This window comes from Bacillus sp. NPDC057893 (assembly GCF_042796455.1).
Taxonomy (GTDB): Bacteria; Bacillota; Bacilli; order Bacillales; family Bacillaceae_G; genus Bacillus_A.
In genome coordinates, this window is the sequence record NZ_JBHVNG010000001.1 from 1,408,922 (window position 1) to 1,429,554 (window position 20,633).

General features: G+C 36.5%; 20 protein-coding genes and 1 pseudogene. 16 read left to right on the forward strand and 5 right to left on the reverse strand.

All coding sequences use genetic code 11. From position 1 onward, the window contains the following. Positions 1-7: 7 nt before the first annotated feature. The 9 genes and pseudogenes from ACFVQC_RS07520 to ACFVQC_RS07560 all read left to right on the forward strand — a co-directional run bounded on the left by ACFVQC_RS07520 (position 8) and on the right by ACFVQC_RS07560 (position 11,497). Positions 8-1,294, forward strand: a complete 1,287-nt coding sequence (locus ACFVQC_RS07520) for an NAD(P)/FAD-dependent oxidoreductase (protein WP_377894838.1) — start codon at positions 8-10, stop codon at positions 1,292-1,294. Positions 1,295-1,307: 13 nt separating this feature from the next. Beyond that, positions 1,308-2,780: an aldehyde dehydrogenase family protein gene (locus ACFVQC_RS07525; protein ID WP_377894840.1), complete on the forward strand. Its 1,473-nt coding sequence runs from the start codon at positions 1,308-1,310 to the stop codon at positions 2,778-2,780. A gap of 45 nt (positions 2,781-2,825) precedes the next feature. Beyond that, the gene (locus tag ACFVQC_RS07530) at positions 2,826-4,262 is read left to right on the forward strand and encodes an MATE family efflux transporter (protein ID WP_377897923.1); all 1,437 of its coding nucleotides are present in this window, start codon (positions 2,826-2,828) and stop codon (positions 4,260-4,262) included. Between the two features lie 45 nt (positions 4,263-4,307). Further along, complete coding sequence (locus tag ACFVQC_RS07535) at positions 4,308-4,589, forward strand: cupin domain-containing protein (RefSeq protein WP_377897925.1); 282 nt, start codon at positions 4,308-4,310, stop codon at positions 4,587-4,589. Positions 4,590-4,772: 183 nt separating this feature from the next. Next, positions 4,773-6,233 carry a CoA-acylating methylmalonate-semialdehyde dehydrogenase gene (locus tag ACFVQC_RS07540; RefSeq protein ID WP_377897927.1) on the forward strand — a complete coding sequence of 487 codons (1,461 nt, stop codon included), beginning with the start codon at positions 4,773-4,775 and terminating at the stop codon, positions 6,231-6,233. Positions 6,234-6,263: 30 nt separating this feature from the next. Beyond that, complete coding sequence (locus ACFVQC_RS07545) at positions 6,264-7,619, forward strand: aspartate aminotransferase family protein (RefSeq protein ID WP_377897929.1); 1,356 nt, start codon at positions 6,264-6,266, stop codon at positions 7,617-7,619. Between the two features lie 107 nt (positions 7,620-7,726). Next, positions 7,727-9,346: an amidohydrolase gene (locus ACFVQC_RS07550; protein WP_377897930.1), complete on the forward strand. Its 1,620-nt coding sequence runs from the start codon at positions 7,727-7,729 to the stop codon at positions 9,344-9,346. Beyond that, a pseudogene (locus tag ACFVQC_RS07555) lies at positions 9,339-9,470 on the forward strand (GNAT family N-acetyltransferase); the annotation flags it as partial. The gene ACFVQC_RS07550 and the pseudogene ACFVQC_RS07555, both read left to right, overlap by 8 nt. A gap of 635 nt (positions 9,471-10,105) precedes the next feature. After that, positions 10,106-11,497 carry an amino acid permease gene (locus ACFVQC_RS07560; protein ID WP_002146461.1) on the forward strand — a complete coding sequence of 464 codons (1,392 nt, stop codon included), beginning with the start codon at positions 10,106-10,108 and terminating at the stop codon, positions 11,495-11,497. Between the two features lie 44 nt (positions 11,498-11,541). Here the strand turns inward: ACFVQC_RS07560 and ACFVQC_RS07565 are convergent, their stop codons facing one another. Beyond that, a complete protein-coding gene (locus tag ACFVQC_RS07565; protein ID WP_377897932.1) occupies positions 11,542-12,561 on the reverse strand; it encodes a zinc-binding alcohol dehydrogenase family protein in 1,020 nt (339 codons plus the stop codon). 306 nt (positions 12,562-12,867) lie between these two features. Here ACFVQC_RS07565 and ACFVQC_RS07570 point away from each other — a divergent pair, with 306 nt between their 5' ends. The 4 genes from ACFVQC_RS07570 (at position 12,868) to aiiA (ending at position 15,750) form a co-directional block, all read left to right on the forward strand. After that, on the forward strand, positions 12,868-13,197 hold the full coding sequence (locus tag ACFVQC_RS07570) for a PadR family transcriptional regulator (protein WP_002137567.1): 330 nt from the start codon (positions 12,868-12,870) through the stop codon (positions 13,195-13,197). After that, a complete protein-coding gene (locus ACFVQC_RS07575) occupies positions 13,184-13,747 on the forward strand; it encodes an HAAS signaling domain-containing protein (RefSeq protein WP_377897934.1) in 564 nt (187 codons plus the stop codon). The genes ACFVQC_RS07570 and ACFVQC_RS07575 overlap by 14 nt, the downstream gene beginning before the upstream one ends. Then, positions 13,737-14,603 (forward strand): DUF4097 family beta strand repeat-containing protein, encoded by an 867-nt coding sequence (locus ACFVQC_RS07580; RefSeq protein WP_377897936.1) that lies wholly within the window; start codon positions 13,737-13,739, stop codon positions 14,601-14,603. The genes ACFVQC_RS07575 and ACFVQC_RS07580 overlap by 11 nt, the downstream gene beginning before the upstream one ends. A gap of 394 nt (positions 14,604-14,997) precedes the next feature. Then, positions 14,998-15,750, forward strand: coding sequence for a quorum-quenching N-acyl homoserine lactonase AiiA (gene aiiA, locus ACFVQC_RS07585; protein WP_377894861.1), 753 nt, complete (start codon positions 14,998-15,000; stop codon positions 15,748-15,750). A 41-nt stretch (positions 15,751-15,791) separates the two neighbouring features. On the opposite strand, the gene ACFVQC_RS07590 is transcribed toward aiiA, so the two are convergent. The 3 genes from ACFVQC_RS07590 to ACFVQC_RS07600 form a co-directional block, all read right to left on the reverse strand. Further along, positions 15,792-16,286, reverse strand: a complete 495-nt coding sequence (locus tag ACFVQC_RS07590) for a hypothetical protein (RefSeq protein ID WP_377898145.1) — start codon at positions 16,284-16,286, stop codon at positions 15,792-15,794. Positions 16,287-16,375: 89 nt separating this feature from the next. Continuing rightward, positions 16,376-16,840 (reverse strand): DMT family transporter, encoded by a 465-nt coding sequence (locus tag ACFVQC_RS07595; RefSeq protein WP_377894863.1) that lies wholly within the window; start codon positions 16,838-16,840, stop codon positions 16,376-16,378. 13 nt (positions 16,841-16,853) lie between these two features. Next, positions 16,854-17,276: a DMT family transporter gene (locus tag ACFVQC_RS07600; protein ID WP_377894865.1), complete on the reverse strand. Its 423-nt coding sequence runs from the start codon at positions 17,274-17,276 to the stop codon at positions 16,854-16,856. Between the two features lie 134 nt (positions 17,277-17,410). Between ACFVQC_RS07600 and yeiL the strand changes: the two genes are divergently transcribed. The 3 genes from yeiL to ACFVQC_RS07615 all read left to right on the forward strand — a co-directional run bounded on the left by yeiL (position 17,411) and on the right by ACFVQC_RS07615 (position 19,460). Continuing rightward, positions 17,411-18,103 (forward strand): transcriptional regulator YeiL, encoded by a 693-nt coding sequence (gene yeiL, locus ACFVQC_RS07605; protein ID WP_377894867.1) that lies wholly within the window; start codon positions 17,411-17,413, stop codon positions 18,101-18,103. Between the two features lie 21 nt (positions 18,104-18,124). Then, complete coding sequence (locus ACFVQC_RS07610; protein ID WP_377897937.1) at positions 18,125-18,856, forward strand: metallophosphoesterase family protein; 732 nt, start codon at positions 18,125-18,127, stop codon at positions 18,854-18,856. 355 nt (positions 18,857-19,211) lie between these two features. Further along, entirely contained in the window at positions 19,212-19,460 is a 249-nt protein-coding gene (locus tag ACFVQC_RS07615) for a hypothetical protein (RefSeq protein WP_377894871.1), read from the forward strand. Between the two features lie 48 nt (positions 19,461-19,508). Here ACFVQC_RS07615 and ACFVQC_RS07620 read toward each other — a convergent pair whose 3' ends face one another. Next, positions 19,509-20,546 (reverse strand): serine hydrolase domain-containing protein, encoded by a 1,038-nt coding sequence (locus tag ACFVQC_RS07620; protein WP_377897939.1) that lies wholly within the window; start codon positions 20,544-20,546, stop codon positions 19,509-19,511. Positions 20,547-20,633 lie beyond the last annotated feature (87 nt).

Consider the following 20,633-nt stretch of genomic DNA (forward strand, 5'->3'; position numbering starts at 1 on the left):
ATTAGCTATGGATAAGATGGATCATATGGATACTCTCTCACTTTGGAAAGCGACTGCAAACAGCTATGACAAAGGAAAACCTCTTGAAGGAAATGAAGAGGCGGATGTTGTCATTATTGGTGCAGGTTTCACAGGTCTTTCTTCTGCATATCATTTGCAAAAGTTAGGGAAGAGTGTCATTGTCCTTGAGCAGGAAACAATCGGATATGGCGCAAGCGGTCGCAACGGCGGGATGGTATTGCCGGGCTATAAGTCAACGATGCAGGAGCTTGCCAAGAAGTATGGTGCCGAAGAGGCGAGACAGCTTAACGATCTTTCTCTGCTTAGTGTTGAATTAGTTAAAAACATTATCGACGAGCATCAAATCAACTGTAATTTTAGAAAGACAGGTCACATTGTGGCAGCTTACAAAGCCAAGCATTTTGAAGGATTGAAACATGAAAGCGAATACTTAAACAAAAATTTTGGATATGAATGTAGCGTGCTTAATCGAAGTCAGTTGCATCAAGAAATTGATTCCCCGCAATATTATGGTTGCTTAGTCGACAACTCGAGTTACTCATTCCAACCACTGAACTATGCAATTGGTTTGGGAGAAGCAGCTAAATCAATTGGTGCAAAAATCTTTGAGCATTCGAAAGCACTATCTATTGAGTACGGCCGAAATAGTGTGAAAGTTGTTACAGAAAAAGGTACTGTTACAGCGAAAGACATTATTGTTGCTACAGATGGTTACTCTGGAAAAATCATGGCTGAACTGAATAAAGGCGTACTACCAATTTCGGCACGCATTATTGCTACTGAACAGCTTTCAGAAACACTTTTGAATAGCGTCATTCCTAAAGATCGCATGGTTTTTGATACGAGTAGTTTTCTTTACTATTTCAGGCGTACACCAGATAATCGGATCGTATTTGGCGGTGGTGATATTCGTCCGAACTTAGGTGATGCCGTTTATCAAAGTGTTTACGATGCCATGGTTAAAATAATGCCAAAACTAGAAGGAAGCAAGATTGATTACAGGTGGGGTGGATTTATCGGTGTGACAATTGATACGTTCCCGGTTATCGGTAGATCTAAAGAAGGCGCATATTTTGCAACTGGTTATACAGGCCACGGCGCGTCTCTCTCAACATTGTTTGGTAAGTTATTGGCACAATGGATTGTTACGGGGAATGCAGGTGGATATCGATTTGAAAAGGAACGCCTCAAATCATTCCCATTCTATAATCAGAAAACGATGCTGGTTAATATAGCACATATTGGTTTCAAACTGGTAGATATTATTGCGTAAAGGAGAGGTGTTTATGGAAATTAACATGTTCATTGACGGAAAATGGGTAGAAGCATTATCGGGTGCTAGACGAAATATTATCAATCCTGCAACTGAAGAGGTTATTGCGACGTCTGCCCATGGATCAGCAGATGATGCGAAGATAGCAATCCAGGCGGCTCGTAAAGCGTTTGACAGCGGAATTTGGTCAGATTTATCGGCTGATGAAAGAGCTGATTATCTATATAAGATTGCAGACCGTCTTGAAGAGAAGACAGCTGAAATTGCACGTTTGGAAACTGCAAATAACGGTAAAGTTATTCGTGCAACAACCTATGTAGATATTCCTGTATCGGTTCAATGCTTCCGCTATTATGCTGACTTGATTAAAGGTATGAAAAAGGAATCTTACAATCGTGATGATTCTTCAGAAACGATTGTTATTCATGAACCAATTGGTGTTTGTGGACTAATTGTACCTTGGAACTTCCCGCTTATGCTAGCTGTTTGGCAAATTGCTCCTGCACTTGCCGCAGGAAATACAATTGTAATTAAGCCAGCCGACGTCACTCCTGTAAGCGTATTCAAATTATTTGAAATCATCGAAGAGGTTGGACTTCCGGACGGAGTAGCAAACCTAGTATTAGGACCTGGCTCAAAGGTTGGAAATGAGCTTGCAGAGAGTCACGATGTTGACAAAGTTGCCTTTACCGGTGGAACAAAAACAGGTCAAAGTATTATGCGCGCAGCTGCGGGCAATCTGAAAAAAGTCACACTTGAATTAGGCGGGAAATCTCCACTTATGGTGTTTGACGATGTGGATTTTGAAACGGCAGTCGATAATGCGATGTTTGGTATTTTCCACAACGCTGGGCAAGTTTGTTCAGCTGCATCCCGTTTGCTTGTACAAGAGACCATTTACGATAAGTTTGTTGAAAGATTGGCCGAGCGTGCGAACAAAATTGTAGTTGGAAACGGAGAAAGCGAGAATATCGAAATGGGAGCTCTCACAACCGAGTCTCATATGAATGACGTTTTACATTATATAAAGAGTGGAATTGAAGAAGGTGCAAAATTAGTTTGTGGTGGTAAACGTTTAACAGAAAATGGGCTTGATCGAGGGTTTTTCATCGCACCAACAATCTTTGCTGATGTAAATGCAGATATGTGTATTGTTAAGGAAGAGATTTTTGGACCAGTCCTTGTTGTACAGAAATTTAAAGATGAGGAAGATGCGATCCAAAAAGCGAATGATTCCATTTATGGATTAGCCGGTGCTGTATTTACTGAAGATATGGACCGAGCAAAACGTGTCATTAGTAAATTGCGTGCGGGAATTACTTGGATTAATAGTTATCATCTTGCTTATGTTGAAGGTCCTTGGGGCGGATATAAGCAAAGTGGAATCGGTAGGGCTTTAGGTGTTGCCGGACTGGAGCACTTTATGGAAACGAAGCAAATCAATATCCACCAGCATGCCAATCCTGTAGGTTGGTATGTGAATTAATTGAGCTTAACTTGCTATATAAATTATTTGTAAGGGGATATGCTCATGAAAATAGTGGACAACCGTCCGTCATCGAACATAGAGAAGCCAGAAGGAATGAATAAGTCGGTGGATGATTCAGTGCTCGGAACCAAAAGTATTCCGTTACTATATTTACGGTTTGCTTTGGCAGGAATTATGGCTAATGTAATTCTAGGAGTTGTATCGGTTATCGATGGCTATTTCGTCAGTGGCTTTCAGGAGCTGGAAATCGAAGGGATAGGAATTGGATTTACCGTTATGGTTATTACCCGTATGATCGGTGTTCTTTTGGGTGTGGGAGCCGGAGCGGTCATTTCACTTCGACTGGGAAAAGGAAAGCTAGAAGAAGCTAGAAGTATTATGGGACAAACTTTATGGTTTACTCTTTCCCTTTCCTCTTTGTTAGCTATACTTGGATTGGCCTTTGAAACTGATATTATGATTCTATTTGGAGCAAGTGATGAAGCGCTTCCGTATGCGGTGCAATATAGCCGACTACTATGGATTTCGTTGCCATTAACGATATTGGCCGTTGTATTAAGTATTTTAGCTAATATCGATGAAAAACCTATATTATCAATGAACAGTTGGTTAGTCGCAGCGGCTGTGGCTGGAATTATGGAATGGATTATGGTAGTGAAGTATGACATGGGGATGATGGGTTCTTCATGGGCTAATACGATTTCGCAATCGATTCCTGTTCTCTTAATCTTTTATTTCTGGTTTGGTAAAACAAAACTTAAGCCGAAAATGAAAGACATGATGATAAATTTCAAGAAAATTGGTGAAGTAGTTTGGACAGGTTTTGCATCTTTCTCTAGTCAGTTCATGATGTTTATTGCAATTATTTTCACCAACAATTTACTGCAAAGCTACGGTGGTGGTCTACACGTTGCAGCTTTCACGATTCAAAATGGTTACATTACAAATCTCCTCGCTTTAGCGGCGCTCGGTGGGATGACAGGGCTTCAACCAATTATTAGTTATAATTACGGTGCAGGCAACCTTGATCGTGTGAAACAAGCAATTAAGATGGGACTCATTTTTACAGTTTCCTTCTTTGTAATTGTGACAGCCATATTAATCATTTTTGCAGATCCAATTGTGTCATTTTTTTCCGGTGGTAATCCTGAATTGCAAAAACTGGGCATTTGGACGACGGTTGTATTCAATTGTTTGTTTACACTTAGTGCAGTTAGCTTGCTTGTCTCTGGTTATTTTGAATCACAGGAGAGAAACTGGTCCGCAACGTTTATTAGTGTAAGCAAAATATTATTGTTCATGTTACCATTTCTATTTATTTTCCCGAAATTCTGGGGTGTAGAAGGTGTATGGTACGCTGCTCCTGCTGCAGAAATTCCAGGTGTTCTCATTGCCATATACTTTATGAGAAAAGAGTTCAAACGTTTAAAAGTTACCAATGTTAATACAGCTACCAATGTTAAAACAGTAGATTTATAGGAACGTATTCCGTCAAAATTACCAATAAGAAAGAGGGATATCATCATGTTTTTTGCGAAAAAAATTACAGCAGAAGAAGCAGAGCAACTACGTGCCAACGCATGGGAACCGTGGGTAGGCGAACCGAATAAAGGAACGTGGCATGTAGAAGAACAGGAAGTTTTCTATGTGACAGCCGGTGAAGTGTTTATTACTGTTGATGGAAAAAAGTATCATGTTACAAAGGATTGGGTTGTTTCCTTGGCTAAGGACCTCGTTTGTGAATGGGATTGCCCAGTATTTTTGAAAAAGAATTATAAGATGAACCATGAGATCCATCTGAAATAATGTGAACTGGGGGAGTGGACAAATGCTAAGCAGATGACTGCTCCTGCGTATGCAATGGATAAGATTAAGATTAGTAATGTTGAAGAAATGGATGCAAATAAGTTTACATACCGTCAAATGAATGCGCTTTCTTTTGTGAGTGCAATAACATAGGATGGTTATTTTAAAATAGGAGGTTTCACCATGGTAGTAACGAAAAATGTACAAACGTTGAAAAACTATATTGGCGGACAATGGATAGAATCCACAAGTAAGCAAGTTGAAGATGTACCAAATCCAGCAACAGGAGAGATTATTGCTCGTGTGCCGCTTTCGACTAAAGAAGATTTAGATAGAGCTGTAGCAACTGCTAAAGAAGCATTCAAAACATGGAGAAAGATCGCTGTTCCTCGGCGTGCGCGGATTCTCTTTCGTTATCAACAGCTATTGATTGAAAACTGGGAAGAGTTAGCTAAACTCGTAACCTTGGAAAACGGAAAAAGTTATCAAGAAGCATACGGTGAAGTACAGCGGGGGATTGAATGTGTTGAATTTGCCGCAGGCGCACCCACTTTAATGATGGGAGAACAACTTCCCGATATTGCTACTGGTGTTGAATCAGGGATGTATCGTTACCCGATCGGAGTAATCGCAGGAATAACGCCATTTAACTTTCCGATGATGGTGCCATGCTGGATGTTTCCACTCGCGATTGCATGCGGAAATACGTTTGTATTAAAACCATCTGAAAGAACACCGCTATTGGCTAATCGCATAGCTGAACTGTTTAAAGAAGCAGGTCTTCCAGATGGAGTACTAAATATTGTGCATGGTGCACATGACGTTGTTAACGGCATTCTTGACAATGAGGATGTCAAGGCTGTATCTTTCGTTGGTTCTCAACCTGTGGCTGAGTATATATATAAAACAGCAGCAGCTAACGGCAAACGTGTACAAGCTCTTGCAGGGGCAAAAAATCATTCGATCGTATTAAAAGATGCGGACCTTAGTTCTACAGTGAAAGAAATTACAAATGCTGCTTTCGGTTCAGCTGGTGAACGATGCATGGCGGCAGCTGTTGTTGTCGTGGAAGAAGATGTTGCAGATGAGCTCGTTAATAGACTACTACAAGAGGCTAATGCTATTACGATTGGTAATGGCCTGGAAGAAGGTGTTTTCCTTGGTCCTGTTATTCGTGACGGACATAAAGAGCGTACACTCGGATACATTCAATCCGGTGTAGAGCAGGGAGCGACACTTATTCGTGACGGACGTGAAGACGATGCAGCAAACAGCCAAGGTTATTTTGTTGGCCCAACGATTTTTGACAATGTGACAAAGGAAATGAAAATCTGGCAAGATGAAATCTTCGCACCGGTTCTTTCTGTGGTACGCGTAAAAGACTTGATGGAAGCGATTCATGTTGCTAATGCATCACCGTTCGCAAATGGTGCATGCCTGTACACAAATAGTGCTAAAGCCATTCGTGAATTTCGTGAAGAAATTGATGCAGGTATGCTTGGGGTCAATCTTGGAGTTCCGGCTCCAATGGCATTCTTCCCATTCTCAGGGTATAAGAAATCCTTCTATGGTGATCTCCATGCAAATGGAAAAGATGGCGTAGAATTCTATACTCGCAAGAAAATGCTTACGGCTCGTTATTGAAAGAGTGATGTGAAATCATAAAAAGATAGAATGGAGTTGGTGATTGTGCAAGCGACAGAGAAAACACAAAGTTTGAAAAAAACAGATGAAAAGTACCTTTGGCATGCAATGAGAGGAGCAGCCCCTAGTCCAACGAATTTAATTATCACAAAAGCAGAAGGGGCATGGGTGACGGATATTGATGGAAACCGTTATTTAGACGGTATGTCCGGTCTTTGGTGCGTGAATGTTGGGTATGGTCGAAAGGAGCTTGCAAGGGCGGCTTTTGAACAGCTTGAAGAAATGCCATATTTCCCTCTGACACAAAGTCATGTTCCTGCTATTAAATTAGCAGAGAAATTGAATGAATGGCTTGATGATGAATATGTCATTTTCTTTTCTAACAGTGGATCGGAAGCAAATGAAACGGCGTTTAAAATTGCTCGTCAATACCATCAACAAAAAGGTGATCATGCACGTTATAAGTTTATTTCACGCTATCGTGCTTATCACGGTAACTCAATGGGGGCTCTTGCGGCAACAGGTCAAGCACAGCGAAAGTATAAATATGAACCACTCGGACAAGGGTTCTTGCATGTAGCACCGCCTGATACGTATCGCAATCCAGATGATGTTCGTACACTGACAAGTGCTGATGAAATCGATCGTGTTATGACATGGGAGTTAAGTCAAACAGTAGCCGGCGTGATTATGGAGCCGATTATTACCGGGGGCGGCATTTTGATGCCTCCTGATGGATATATGGAAAAAGTAAAAGAAATTTGCGAGAAGCACGGTGCGTTGCTCATTTGTGATGAAGTTATATGTGGATTTGGCCGGACTGGGAAGCCATTTGGATTTATGAATTATGGCGTTAAACCAGATATCATTACAATGGCAAAAGGTATTACAAGTGCGTATCTTCCTTTGTCAGCAACAGCAGTTAGACGAGAGGTTTATGAGGCATTCGTAGGCAGTGATGATTATGATCGTTTCCGCCATGTAAATACGTTCGGAGGAAATCCTGCTGCTTGCGCCTTAGCTTTGAAGAATTTAGAAATTATGGAGAATGAGAAACTCATTGAGCGTTCCAAAGAATTGGGTGAACGACTGTTATATGAACTAGAGGATGTAAAAGAACATCCAAACGTAGGAGATGTTCGCGGAAAAGGCCTTCTTTTAGGTATTGAACTAGTGGAGGATAAGCAAACAAAAGAACCGGCTTCTATTGAAAAGATGAACAAAGTCATCAATGCTTGTAAAGAAAAAGGTCTAATTATTGGTAAAAATGGTGACACTGTTGCAGGTTACAATAATATTTTACAGCTTGCGCCTCCATTAAGCATCACAGAGGAAGACTTTACTTTTATCGTTAAAACAATGAAAGAATGTTTAGCTCAACTGTAATTAATTATTGATGAATTTTGCTGGGAAGCGGAACAGCATCTCGAGAGATATATCTTTAAATATGGAACGAATTACTCTAAAAGAGTAATTCCGAAAGGGCTGAGTTTATGAAAGCTGATGTTGTATTGATAAATGGAGAAGTTATTACAGTAGACCAAAAGAATACAGTGGCCGAAGCTGTAGCAATAAAAGATAATCGTATCGCAGTTGTTGGTTCAAATCAGGAGGTTAAGAGTTTTATAGGAGAAAAAACGAATGTAATTGACCTGCAAGGAAAAACGCTTCTTCCTGGATTCATTGATTCCCATCTTCACCTCATTTCTTATGGGCAAAATCAGTTGGCTGTCAGTTGTAAAGCTGAACATATTGATTCTATCGAGGCTTTGTTAGATGATCTGAAAAAGAAGGCATTAGAAACGCCAAAAGGTGAATGGATACGTGCTTGGGGCTTTAATGAAACCGCTGTGAAGGAAAAGCGTTATCCAACAATTACTGAGCTGGATGAAATTTCAGTTGAACATCCTATTATTATAACTCGTACTTGCCACCATATAAGCGTAGTGAACAGCAAAGCATTAGAAATTGCGCGAATTAACGAGAACACACCGAACACGAGTGGGGGAGTTATTGAAAAGGATCAGGCAGGAAAGCTTACAGGAAGGTTAATTGAAGCAGCAAATATGGGGATGAGTGAGGTTGCAAGTTATAAAGAGAGTGAACTGATGAAGGCAGTGAAAATTGCATCAGATCATTTCGTTGCAGCTGGCATAACGAGTATACATGACGCAGGTGGAGATGGACCGGAGAGTTTTCGTTTACTACAACAAGCTGTGAAGAGTAGGGATATTCGTGTCAGAATATATGCAATGATATGTCAAATAAATAACTCCCATGAATTTGTTAATAAAATGGTCGAAGCTGGTGTGGTAACTGGTACCGGAGATGAGAGATTTAAAGTTGGACCAGCTAAATTGTTTACAGATGGAAGCAGCACGGGTCCTACAATTGCAACTCGTAAGTCATATTCTAGTGACTCTAACAATTATGGTATTCTTTATTATAGTGAGGAAGAAATCTATCAAGTTTTAGGTGAAGCACATAAAAAAGGCTATCAAATCACTGTACATGCACAAGGTGATAAAGCTATTGAAATGTATTTGAATTGTGTAGAAAAGGCGCTAGAGGAATCACCAAGAAAGAATCACCGTCATCGGATTGAGCACGCGGGAATTTCTTCACCAGATTTACAAGAGAGAATGAAAACCCTCGAGATAGTTCCAATTCCAAATCCTCCTTTTCCATATGAATTTGGAGAGATATATGCACGGCATTATGGTGAGCGTGTTAACCACATGTACGCTGTTCGTGATTTTATTGATCGTGGCATCATTGCAGCAGGTAGTTCGGACGCGCCAGTTACTGATTATAATCCTTTATTAGGAATTCATGTTGCCGTTAATAGAAAAAGTAAGTCTGGGATGGAGATTGGTGTGAATCAATCTGTAAGCGTAATGGAAGCTATTAAACTATACACCCTGAATGGCGCTTATGCGAGTTTTGAAGAAGAGATAAAAGGAAGTATAGAGGCCGGAAAGTTAGCGGATTTAGTTGTATTAAATGACAGCATTTTAAATGTCAATCCAGACCAAATTAAAGATTTAAAAGTAGAAACAACGATTATTGATGGAGAAATTATCTATCAAGAAGAACAATCAGTGAAAATTTAATGTAGATTCAGAGAATATTACAGGAGCACCTCGCGTATATGAAGCAGCTGGAATGGAAGTACAGAGTAAATTTGTTCGTTTTGATGAGGAAGTTTTGTTGGAAGATAAAGAAGAAGTCCAGTGATGAATTGCTGGGCTTTTTTGTTTTTGTACTACTAAGGACCACTTTTCAGAAATGAGAATTGAGTGATTAAGACTGGACGGATGTATTGGGTATGCAAAGAGAAGTAATTGTACTAATATATTAAACCTTCAGGCAGATATGTGAACAGAGCGTATGGGGAATGTGGAAATAGAATTTAAAATTGACAGTAGCAATGGAAATGAAATTCATTTAAATGGTGGAAAAGTGTAGTATAAACAATACATATTAATGTGTATGTGATAAATAACCGAGGTGAATACTTTCTCCTCGGTTATTTATATTGTAATAATATTCATACTAGAATCATATTGAAAAGATGTATTTTATTGTTAATTTAGTTAAAAATTAATCAGATTTATGTATAATGATTTATTGAAAAAATAATTGAACTTTTCAGATAAATGAATTAATATGAAGTAAGCAATTTTAAGTTTTATAGAAAATAGGAAGATGAGGGGTTTTGGAAATTTTATAAGAGGCAAAATAAGATTTTAGGATAGCTTTAAAGTTAGTCTAAAATGACGTTTGTTTCATCATTTTCAAGCCAAAGAGGAATTAGGGTAAAGCATCTTACTTTAAATGCGGCTATGAATCATCTAAGAGGGGGAAATGAAGTGGCAAACAAAGAATTGAAACGAGGTTTAGAAGCACGTCATATTCAAATGATTGCTTTAGGCGGAACAATTGGTGTCGGTTTGTTTATGGGGTCAGCCAGCACGATTAAATGGACAGGTCCGTCAGTAATGCTTGCATATGCAATTGCAGGTATTTTCATCTTCTTCATTATGCGCGCCATGGGAGAAATGTTGTATATGGAGCCAAGCACAGGTTCATTTGCGACATTTGGTCACAAGTATATTCATCCGCTAGCTGGTTATATGACAGCGTGGAGTAACTGGTTCCAGTGGGTTATCGTTGGGATGTCAGAGATTATCGCAGTTGGGGCATATATGAAATATTGGTTCCCAGATTTACCAGCTTGGATACCTGGTGTTATCGCAATGGTTATTCTTGGTGCTGCTAACTTAATTTCGGTTAAGTCATTTGGTGAATTTGAATTTTGGTTTGCAATGATTAAAATTGTTACGATTTTATTAATGATTATTGCCGGATTCGGTCTCATTTTCTTTGGAATTGGGAACGGAGGAGAAGCAATTGGTATATCTAATCTGTGGAAAAATGGTGGTTTCTTCACAGGTGGTTTTTCAGGATTCTTCTTTGCGCTATCACTTGTAGTTGGGGCATATCAAGGTGTGGAATTAATCGGGATTACTGCTGGTGAAGCGAAAGATCCGAAGAAGACACTTACTAGAGCAATTCAAAGCACAATTTGGCGTATTCTAATTTTCTATATTGGTGCTATTTTCGTTATTGTAACTGTTTATCCTTGGGATCAATTAAGTTCAATTGGTAGTCCGTTCGTAGCAACTTTTGCGAAAGTTGGTATTACGGCAGCTGCGGGACTTATTAACTTCGTTGTTATTACAGCCGCAATGTCTGGTTGTAACAGTGGTATTTATAGTGCTGGACGTATGCTTTATACACTAGGTGTAAATGGACAAGCACCGAAATACTTTACGAAGATCTCTAATAACGGTGTACCTTTATTCGGTACAGTTGGTGTAATTATCGGTTTAGCGGTTGGTGTTGTTTTAAGTTATATTGCACCGAAAAACTTATTCGTATATGTATATAGTGCGAGTGTACTTCCTGGTATGGTACCATGGTTTGTTATTTTAATTAGTCAAATGCGTTTTAGAAAAGAAAAGGGAGCAGAGATGAAAGATCATCCATTCAAAATGCCATTTGCTCCTGTTACAAACTATTTAACAATTGCCTTTTTAATTATGGTATTAATCGGAATGTGGTTTAACGATGATACTCGTATTTCACTAATTGTAGGTATTGTTTTCTTAGCTATCGTAACAATTAGTTTCTATGCTTTCGGAATAGGGAAGAGAGCTCCGTTAGACGTTCAAAATGATCAAGAGATTTCAAGTAAATAAAGGTAAAAAAGTCCGATTTCTTATTTAGAAATCGGACTTTTTTATTAAAACTTTTCTAATACAATCTTCCCAATTGTACGTCCACCTTCAAGTAATGCATGTGCTTTTCTAAGGTTTTCTGAATTTATAGGTGTTAACGTATCGTTTAAAGTTGTACGAAGGATACCTTCATCTAATAATTCGCTCACTTTGTTTAATAGTTCATGCTGCGTACTCATATCACCAGTTTCATACATCGCTTTTGTAAACATAAACTCCCAAACGAATGTAGCACTTTTACTTTTTAAAATTCCCATCTCAAGAGGGTGTTCATTTTCTACGATAGAGCAAATTTTTCCTTGTGGTTTAATAATGTCACCCATCGCGTGCCAATGTTGGTCTGTATTATTCAAGCAGAAGATGTAATCTACATCTTTTAGTCCAAATTCTAATAGTTGATCTTTTAAAGGTTGGTGATGGTTAACTATATAATCGGCACCGAATTTTTCAACCCAATGTATTGTTTCGTTGCGTGAAGCAGTTGCGATTACATTTAGTCCAGCCCATTTCGCAAGCTGAATTGCGATGGAACCTACACCACCAGCTCCGCCGATAATTAAAATGTTTTTAAATGAATTTTCATCTTTCTTATTATAATCAATCCCTAAACGTTCAAACAAACCTTCCCATGCTGTAATGGCTGTTAAAGGAAGTGCTGCAGCTTCAGCATCACTCAACGTTTTTGGTTTTTTACCAACGATTCTTTCATCAACTAGATGGTATTCACTATATGTACCTTGTCTCGTAATGCTTCCAGCGTAAAATACTTCATCGCCTTCTTTAAATAACGTACAACCTTCGCCAGTTTGCATAACAACACCACAAGCATCCCAGCCAAGTATTTTCGCTATATCTTCTTTTTTATCTTTCGGGGATCGGACTTTTGTATCAACTGGGTTAACGGAAATCGCATTAATCTTAACAAGCATATCTCTTCCTGTGGCAACAGGTCTTTCAACTTCAATATCAATTAAACTGTTTTCTTCTTCAATAGGTAAGTATTCATGTAAACCAATTGCTTTCATTTCTATTCCCTCCATTAAAGTAAGAGTCTGTTCTTTTTTATTATAGTAGGTAAAGTGTCATTATGTAAAAAAGTTGGGTCCTTTCCATTTTATTAAAGGCTTGTTTCAGCCTCATTTAGAACTATGTAACTGGAGAGGAGCCATCGTGTTGATGTTATAAGCGTCGGATGAAAGGTATACTTATTTTTCCAGTGTACCTTGCAATGAACAATACCAAGTGTTATATTATACTTGTAGTTACTTATTATAAAATAGTACTAAACAATAAATAGTAGTAGATGCCAATTAGAATAGGGTGAATGAATATTGAATGTACAATTTAAAAAAGGAGTTTTAGAACTTTGTGTTCTTGTCTTACTTGATAAGCAAGACCGTTATGGGTATGAATTAGTTCGGAGTATTTCCAATCAAATTGAAATATCAGAAGGGTCTGTTTATCCTCTACTTCGTAGATTAACTAAAGAAGAATATTTTACAACGTATTTACAGGAGTCTTCAGAAGGGCCTTCAAGGAAGTATTATAAACTGACGGATAAAGGTAGAACGTATTTGTATCAACTTTTGGAGGAATGGAATGAGTTTTCACAAGGTGTTAATCAATTAATAAAAGAAGGTGTACGTAATGACGAAAAATAAATTTTTACAACAATTAAATGCATCTCTAAAAAGATTATCTGAAAAAGAGCGTGCAGATATTTTAAAAGATTATGAAGAACATTTTACTTTCGGATTAGAGGAAGGGAAAAGTGAAGAAGAAATTGTAGCTTCATTAGGTTCTCCAGCTCAAATCGCCAAAGAGTTATTAGCAGATTATCATATTGAGAAAGTAACAGCAAGTGCAACAACAGGAAATGTTTTTCGGGCAATTTGGGCAGTAATTGGATTAGGTTTTTTCAATTTGTTAATCGTGCTTGGACCTGCAATTACATTAGCGGCATTGATTTTTTCAGGGTGGGTTCTAGGAATCTCATTTTTAGGTTCACCATTACTTGTTCTAGTTGATACTATTATACATCCAAATACATTCTTGCTATTTAATCTTTTCGTTTCTTTAGCACTTTGTGGACTTGGATATTTCATTGTAATTGCTATGTTATTTTTAACGAAGCTAGCAAAGAATGGATTTGTTCGTTATTTAAAGTTCAATATAGCACTAGTAAAAGGTGGTTTGAAGCATGATAAATAAAAAGAGTCTTTCAATCATTGCAGGTATTATTTTCATTATTGGTATTATAGGAAGTCTACTCACTTTTCGTTCAATTGCTGCAGTACCAATTTCAGAAGAAAAGGTCATTAACAATAATAATGTGTCAAGCGTCATTATCGATACGAATAATGTTCGTGTTAACACCTATCCTACAACAGATAGTAACATTAAAATAACATTAGATGGGGAAGTTAATCCTAACATAAAACGAACGTTGATTACGGATGATAAAGATTCGTCGCTTCTTATTTCATACAAAGAAAAACAACAGAGATGGTTTAACTTCAACATTTCCGAAGTATTGGCCCCATTAACATTAAATGTTTATCTGCCTGAAAAGCAATATGATTCATTAAAAGTTTCTAATAGTAATGGTTTCGTTTCTATAAAAAAATTAAACACAACGCATTTGAATGCCAATACAAACAATGGACGTGTTGAATTAAGAGAAATCAATTCGCCAAAAATTATCGCGGAAACAAACAATGGAATTATGGATTTCAAAGATATATTGGCACAAAATATTCATGTGAAATCGAACAACGGACGAATAATGCTAGACCATGTTGAAGGTGAAATAGAGGGGCAAACTAAAAATGGAAGTCTTACTCTGAAAACGAATGAACTGGATCGAAATCTCAATTTTACGACTCACAATGGAAAAATTAATATTGAAACCGAAAAAGAACCAACTAATGTGCAATTTAATGTTTCTGTCGACAATGGCAACGCGAATATCCTGAATAAATATAACGGGAATACGGTTATTGGAAAGGGAGAAAATTTAATTAAATTAAACACACATAACGGAAATATTACAGTGAAAAAACAATAGCATATTATCTTTTATAATCTCAGCTCGCCACACATAAAGAGCAATAATAAATAAGAAAAATAACTGACTCCTTTTCTCAACATGTAGGTAGTCGGTTATTTTATATTTAACATTCGTTTAAGTGTGTATCCGTTCCATTCGTATACTAGCGTTTGTTTCTGTATTGCTTAAAGTACTTTCTTACTTCGAACTTTATTTCAGAATACAAACAGTTGTTTTATTACTCTCGATTCTTAGGGGGGTAACGAATAGTAATTAACGATGTAAGGAGAATTTGTGAATGACTCAAAAATAATAGCTGAAACAATGAAAAGTGAGAAGGAGTTTATTTCTAACAAGAGGAATTCTTTACTATATTGTTTTATTCAAAACTAAATGTAAAGGTGGATACATAATGACAGTAAAGAAGCTTTATTTCGTTCCAGCAGGTCGTTGTATGTTAGATCATTCTTCTGTTAATAGTACGCTCACACCGGGGAATTTATTGAACTTACCTGTATGGTGCTATTTGTTGGAGACAGAAGAGGGGCCTATTTTAGTAGATACAGGTATGCCAGAAAGTGCGGTTAATAACGAAGATCTTTTCAACGGTACATTTGTTGAAGGACAGATTTTACCGAAAATGACTGAAGAAGATAGAATCATAAATATTTTAAAGCGCGTTGGATATGAGCCGGACGACCTTCTTTATATTATTAGCTCTCATTTGCATTTTGATCATGCGGGAGGAAATGGCGCTTTTACAAATACACCGATTATTGTGCAGCGTGCTGAATATGAGGCAGCCCTTCATAGAGAAGAATATATGAAAGAATGTATATTGCCGAATTTAAACTACAAAATCATTGAAGGGGATTATGAAGTCGTACCAGGTGTTCAATTATTGTATACACCAGGACATACCCCAGGGCATCAGTCACTATTCATTGAGACGGAGAACTCTGGCCCAGTGTTATTAACGATCGATGCATCGTATACGAAAGAGAATTTTGAAGATGAAGTGCCGTTCGCGGGGGTTGATTCGGAATTAGCTTTATCTTCAATTAAACGTTTAAAAGAAGTTGTTAGGAAAGAGAACCCAATTGTTTTCTTTGGACATGATATAGAGCAGGAAAAGAGCTGTAAAGTATTCCCTCAATATATATAAATAGAAAAAGTCATGAGCCTAGTAGCTCATGACTTTTTCTATTAAATAACCTTTTTAAATAAGTTATATACTTTTTTCGAATTACCTTCATTTAATTGATAATAAGTAAGATCTACGTCATCAGGAGAGTTTTGTTGGGCAATCATGACTTCACTACTGTTGTGATCTACTATCCAAATTAAATATTGTTTATAAGTCCCATCTTGGAAAGTAATCCACATGTTACAATCTACTAAATCAGAACCTTCTTCATCTAGCGTTAAATCGCCTTTTTTTGCTGTGTCCATACTGTTAATGAATGTTTTCAACTCATCTGTTTTTGTGAGAAAGATATCCTTTTTTGTTTTAATTGACTCTACATGTATATCTTTTATTTCCTGTTTTCCTAAAAAAATAGGAGGTGCATCTGGTTCTCTTTGAGTTGAAATAATAGTAGCTTTTTTCTTCGGTTTATTTGTTGTATAGAAATCTTGAATAGATTTTCCAGAGTTTAAAAACCATACGATTCCAAAAATAATGAATGCGCTACCTAGCAGTAAAATGATTTTCTTAATAGGATATTCTCCTCTCTATTGCTTCATGTGAAGAGCTTTTCTATTAATATATGATAGGTAAGCGTAAAGTATTATAGTTGAACGTGATTATGCTTCACGGTTTTTATAGGGCGGTCAACGAGTAAATTGTAAGTAAGCCCAATTAATACGAAAATTCCACCCACAACTTTGCCTATTGAGAGTTCGTGTGACAAGAAGAAATCAATGATAGTCCCCGTAAATAATTGTCCGATAAAGATGAGTAACGTTAAATAAAATGCTGGAATTTTAGGAGTAATATAGTTTGATAATGAGATAACGATAACGCCTACTAATCCGCCTAAGTATACAGCGATAGGTATGGATTGCAGTGTATGACTAGAAATATACAACGAATCTGAACTGAAAATTAAAAATAACATAGAGAAAAATAATCCAGTAATATAATTAAAAAACGTACCTTCCCAATTTCCAATTTTCTTTGCTAAATTCGCGTTAATAATTCTAGCAACAACGATGGATACTCCAACTAAAATAGCGATACAAATATATAACATATTCTTGCCCCCATTAATAAATTGTCATGATAATAATTCCAGAAGAGATGAATAATAACCCAACTAGTTTTTTCTTTTCAAACTTCGCAACTTTCATACCTAATAAACCGAAATGATCAATTACGATAGAAGCAATAGATTGACCAAGTAAGCCTAATGCGATAGTAATAGAGGCACCAAGAGCAGAGAAGCTTACATTGCTAAAAAGAACAGTGAATACACCAATCGCTCCAGCGCTATATAAATAAAGCGGAATACCTTTTTCAAAGTGAATTTTATTTTTGTTAAGGACTAGCACGAAAATAACTGCTACTAAACCTACAAGATGAATGACAACACTCGCTGTATAATTGCCAATCAACTCAGATAAAATCCCATTCAATGGGAGCATAATGGCAATAAGTACACCAATAAAGACAGAAAGAAAGTTATACAATGTAATATCCCCTTTTTATATTTCATATTTGTAATGACTGTATCATGCTGAAATTGTGTATTACTATGACATATGTCATAGTGAGAGAAGAAAATTTTGTTTACAATGGGGAGTAGTTGTAAAGGTGGGGGACTATGAAGAAAGTATGTAATTCTAATAAATTAGCAGAGTATATGAAACGAAATAATATTGATTCATTTTTTAGTAGTGATATGAAACCATATATGGAACTTATATTTTTTAAAAAGAATGAGTTCATTTGCAGAGAAAACGAAGAGATAGACTATTTATATTTTTTTGTTGAAGGAAAAGCGAAAGCATTTAATACATTAAGTAATGGGAAATCTGTATTATTATGTTTTTATGACAGTTTGCAGTTGCTAGGAGATGTAGAGTTAATTCACTCTCAAAGAATCACTTCAAACGTACAAGTTATGGCAGATTCTTATTGTGTTGGTTTGCCTTTAGGGAAAGTTAGAAATCAGTTGTTTCATGATGCGAAATTTTTAAGATGCATTTGCGGTTCTTTAGCCCACAAATTAAATCGTCTTTCAAAAAATAGTACAATTAATTTACTGTATCCACTTGAAAATAGACTCGCGAGTTACATGTTAGTAGCTGGAGAAAGGGAGGTACAACACGGGAATAGAATTGTATTTAGTGGGAATTTAACGGAGATAGCTGAATTGTTAGGAACAAGTTATCGACATTTATTACGAACATTAAATACCTTTTGTGATAAAGGGATAATACAGAAAAACAATGGATGCTTTGAAGTGATGAATGTGGATATTTTGAGGGAATTGGCGGCGGATGTATATAAATAATATATTAAAGTGGGGATTTAGATGAAAATAGCTATAATTTCAGATATTCATGGGAATAGTCACGCATTAAAAGCAGTATTAAAAGATATTGAACGTCGCAAGGCCGAAATGATAATCAATTTAGGGGATAGTGTGTATGGGCCGTTAGATCCTTTAGGGACAATTGAAATATTAATGAATAATGAGATGATACATATTAAGGGGAATTGTGATCGCATACTTTGGGAACCTATACAAGAGCAATCTACTACACTAACTTTTGTTCAAAATCAATTAACAAATAATCATATAGATTGGTTAAAACAACATCCGTCACAATTTATTGTAGACGATATTTTATTTTGTCATGGTACACCGACTTCAGATGAGGTGTATTTGTTAGAAGAGATGACTGAAGATGGTGCGGTATTAAAGAATGAAAAAATTATAATGGATCAACTCCAAAATGTTGAGCAAAAAATAATAATATGTGGACATACGCATATTCCTAGAGTGGTTTATTTAGCAAATGGAAAGATAATTATAAATCCGGGGAGTGTAGGACTTCCGGCATACAAAGATGAGCTACCGGTTGTGCATAAAATGGAATCGGGAACACCACATGCAAAGTATGTAATAATGGAAAAAAATGCACAAGATTGGCTAGTTGAACAAATATCTGTTTCTTATAATTGGGAAGAAGCGGCTCAACTAGCTGAAAATAGTGGTCGACATGATTGGGCAGTTGCATTAAGGACTGGGAGAGTAGAATGAAGAGTAGCTCAGCAAATAATGAACTACTCTTTTTTATTTTGAAGATATATTGTAAATCAAAAAAATAGATCAGTAGCAGCAACTACTGATCATCCATATGTACATGAATTAGGAGAGGTCAAACATTTATTAACTTTATTATAATAGATTTTCACAAGAATAAAAACTGAAAATTCTAATTTTATGTTGAGAAAGTTTTTTGTATCGAAATATATGAAAGAATAGGAATTTTTATTAAAAGGAAAAATGATATTTATATTTTAGTAAATTATGATATAGTCTAAAAAAGAGTATTATCCATAAATGTAATTATTTTCATTTTGATTTCATTTATGTGAAGGAAGGAGAAGCAATTATGAAGTTTGATGATCAACGCCTACTAGGAGCCCGATTAGGTTCAATGCTCGTAACAGAGGAAAATCAATATTTAGTAATTAAGAAAAAAGATCATTATGCATTATTAAACATACATAATTTAGAATGTACTCATGTTGAAGTACAACTAGAACATATTGAAGAAATGTTGCGTGAAGATTTTCAAGAAAGTATAACGGAAATTATCGCACCGGAACATATAAAAATTGTTGCGAAAAATGTTATATAAGAAAGAAGCTGGGGGAATCAGCTTCTTTCTTTATATATGTCTAATTCATTATAAGGATAGTGTTTTTAAAACTTCACCAATGATGCCCTCCATTTGATGAACACCTAAGTCTGTATTTGTCATAATAACAGCCCCATTACCTCTATAAGGATAACAAACCATCATACATTGGAATCCAACGCCCCAGCCAAGTGAATAAATTTGTAAGTCTTCATTAGAATCATCTAGAAAAATACCTAACCCAGTCCATTTTGAGCAGCCTTGAGGAGAAATCATGTCTTGAACTGTTTTTTGAGAAAGTTTTAGTTTTCCATTTCCTTGCAAGGAATGAATGAGTTCGATTACTAAAGCTGATAAGTCGGTTGGTGTTGTCCAAATGCCTGAAGCAGCTGCGAATGGATAAAATGGATAGTTCTCATTTGTTACAGTTCCATCTTTATTATGCCCGCAAGCAAAAGCATCGGCTTTATCTATGACTTCGGGAGAGAAGAGTGTACTATTTTTCATTTGTAGTGGCTGGAAGATAAGTTCTTCTAGTAATTGACTAAATGATTTCCCCGTAATATCTTCTAGTAGTTGTTCGATTATACAAAAGTTTGCGTCTGAGTAGTGAAATTCACTTTCTGGTTCATAATTCATTTCTATAGGTACTGGGCAATATAATGTTCTACCAGAAAGGAGTTCAGGAATTTTAGGTATTCCTTTCTCTAGCATATAATGTTCAAAACTATTAGGAGGATCAATGATTCCAGATTGGTGACTTAATAAGTTTCGCAACGTAACTTTTTTCTGTGAAGTAAATAGATTGGTAGGGATGTTCCAAGATGTGAGTCTATCATTTACGTCTTCATCTAAATGTACGATTCCTTGATCTGATAACGTTAGTACGAGCATTGAAGTGATGAATTTGCTAATAGAACAAGAGTTAAAGATGGAATTTGTAGTGACATTTCTATTTGTTCCAAATTCAAGTGTTCCGAAGGCAGACGTTTCGTCTAGTTTGCCATCATGTATAACAGCAAGACTTAAACCTGCAACGGAATATTGGTTCATTTTCTCGTATATATTATTAATTTTCAAGTTCATAATAGCTCCCTTCTTTCAAAAAACAGAATATTAGTTTTATTATACATTAGTAAATAGAGAGAATGAGAGAAAAAGAAAACACTTCAC

Coding starts and splice junctions, on each gene's coding strand:
- ACFVQC_RS07520 (WP_377894838.1), top strand. CDS start 8: ATGGATAAGATGGATCATATGGATACTCTCTCACTTTGGAAAGCGACT.
- ACFVQC_RS07525 (WP_377894840.1), top strand. CDS start 1,308: ATGGAAATTAACATGTTCATTGACGGAAAATGGGTAGAAGCATTATCG.
- ACFVQC_RS07530 (WP_377897923.1), top strand. CDS start 2,826: ATGAAAATAGTGGACAACCGTCCGTCATCGAACATAGAGAAGCCAGAA.
- ACFVQC_RS07535 (WP_377897925.1), top strand. CDS start 4,308: ATGTTTTTTGCGAAAAAAATTACAGCAGAAGAAGCAGAGCAACTACGT.
- ACFVQC_RS07540 (WP_377897927.1), top strand. CDS start 4,773: ATGGTAGTAACGAAAAATGTACAAACGTTGAAAAACTATATTGGCGGA.
- ACFVQC_RS07545 (WP_377897929.1), top strand. CDS start 6,264: ATGGAGTTGGTGATTGTGCAAGCGACAGAGAAAACACAAAGTTTGAAA.
- ACFVQC_RS07550 (WP_377897930.1), top strand. CDS start 7,727: ATGAAAGCTGATGTTGTATTGATAAATGGAGAAGTTATTACAGTAGAC.
- ACFVQC_RS07565 (WP_377897932.1), bottom strand. CDS start 12,561: ATGAAAGCAATTGGTTTACATGAATACTTACCTATTGAAGAAGAAAAC.
- ACFVQC_RS07575 (WP_377897934.1), top strand. CDS start 13,184: ATGACGAAAAATAAATTTTTACAACAATTAAATGCATCTCTAAAAAGA.
- ACFVQC_RS07580 (WP_377897936.1), top strand. CDS start 13,737: ATGATAAATAAAAAGAGTCTTTCAATCATTGCAGGTATTATTTTCATT.
- aiiA (WP_377894861.1), top strand. CDS start 14,998: ATGACAGTAAAGAAGCTTTATTTCGTTCCAGCAGGTCGTTGTATGTTA.
- ACFVQC_RS07595 (WP_377894863.1), bottom strand. CDS start 16,840: ATGTTATATATTTGTATCGCTATTTTAGTTGGAGTATCCATCGTTGTT.
- yeiL (WP_377894867.1), top strand. CDS start 17,411: ATGAAGAAAGTATGTAATTCTAATAAATTAGCAGAGTATATGAAACGA.
- ACFVQC_RS07610 (WP_377897937.1), top strand. CDS start 18,125: ATGAAAATAGCTATAATTTCAGATATTCATGGGAATAGTCACGCATTA.
- ACFVQC_RS07615 (WP_377894871.1), top strand. CDS start 19,212: ATGAAGTTTGATGATCAACGCCTACTAGGAGCCCGATTAGGTTCAATG.
- ACFVQC_RS07620 (WP_377897939.1), bottom strand. CDS start 20,546: ATGAACTTGAAAATTAATAATATATACGAGAAAATGAACCAATATTCC.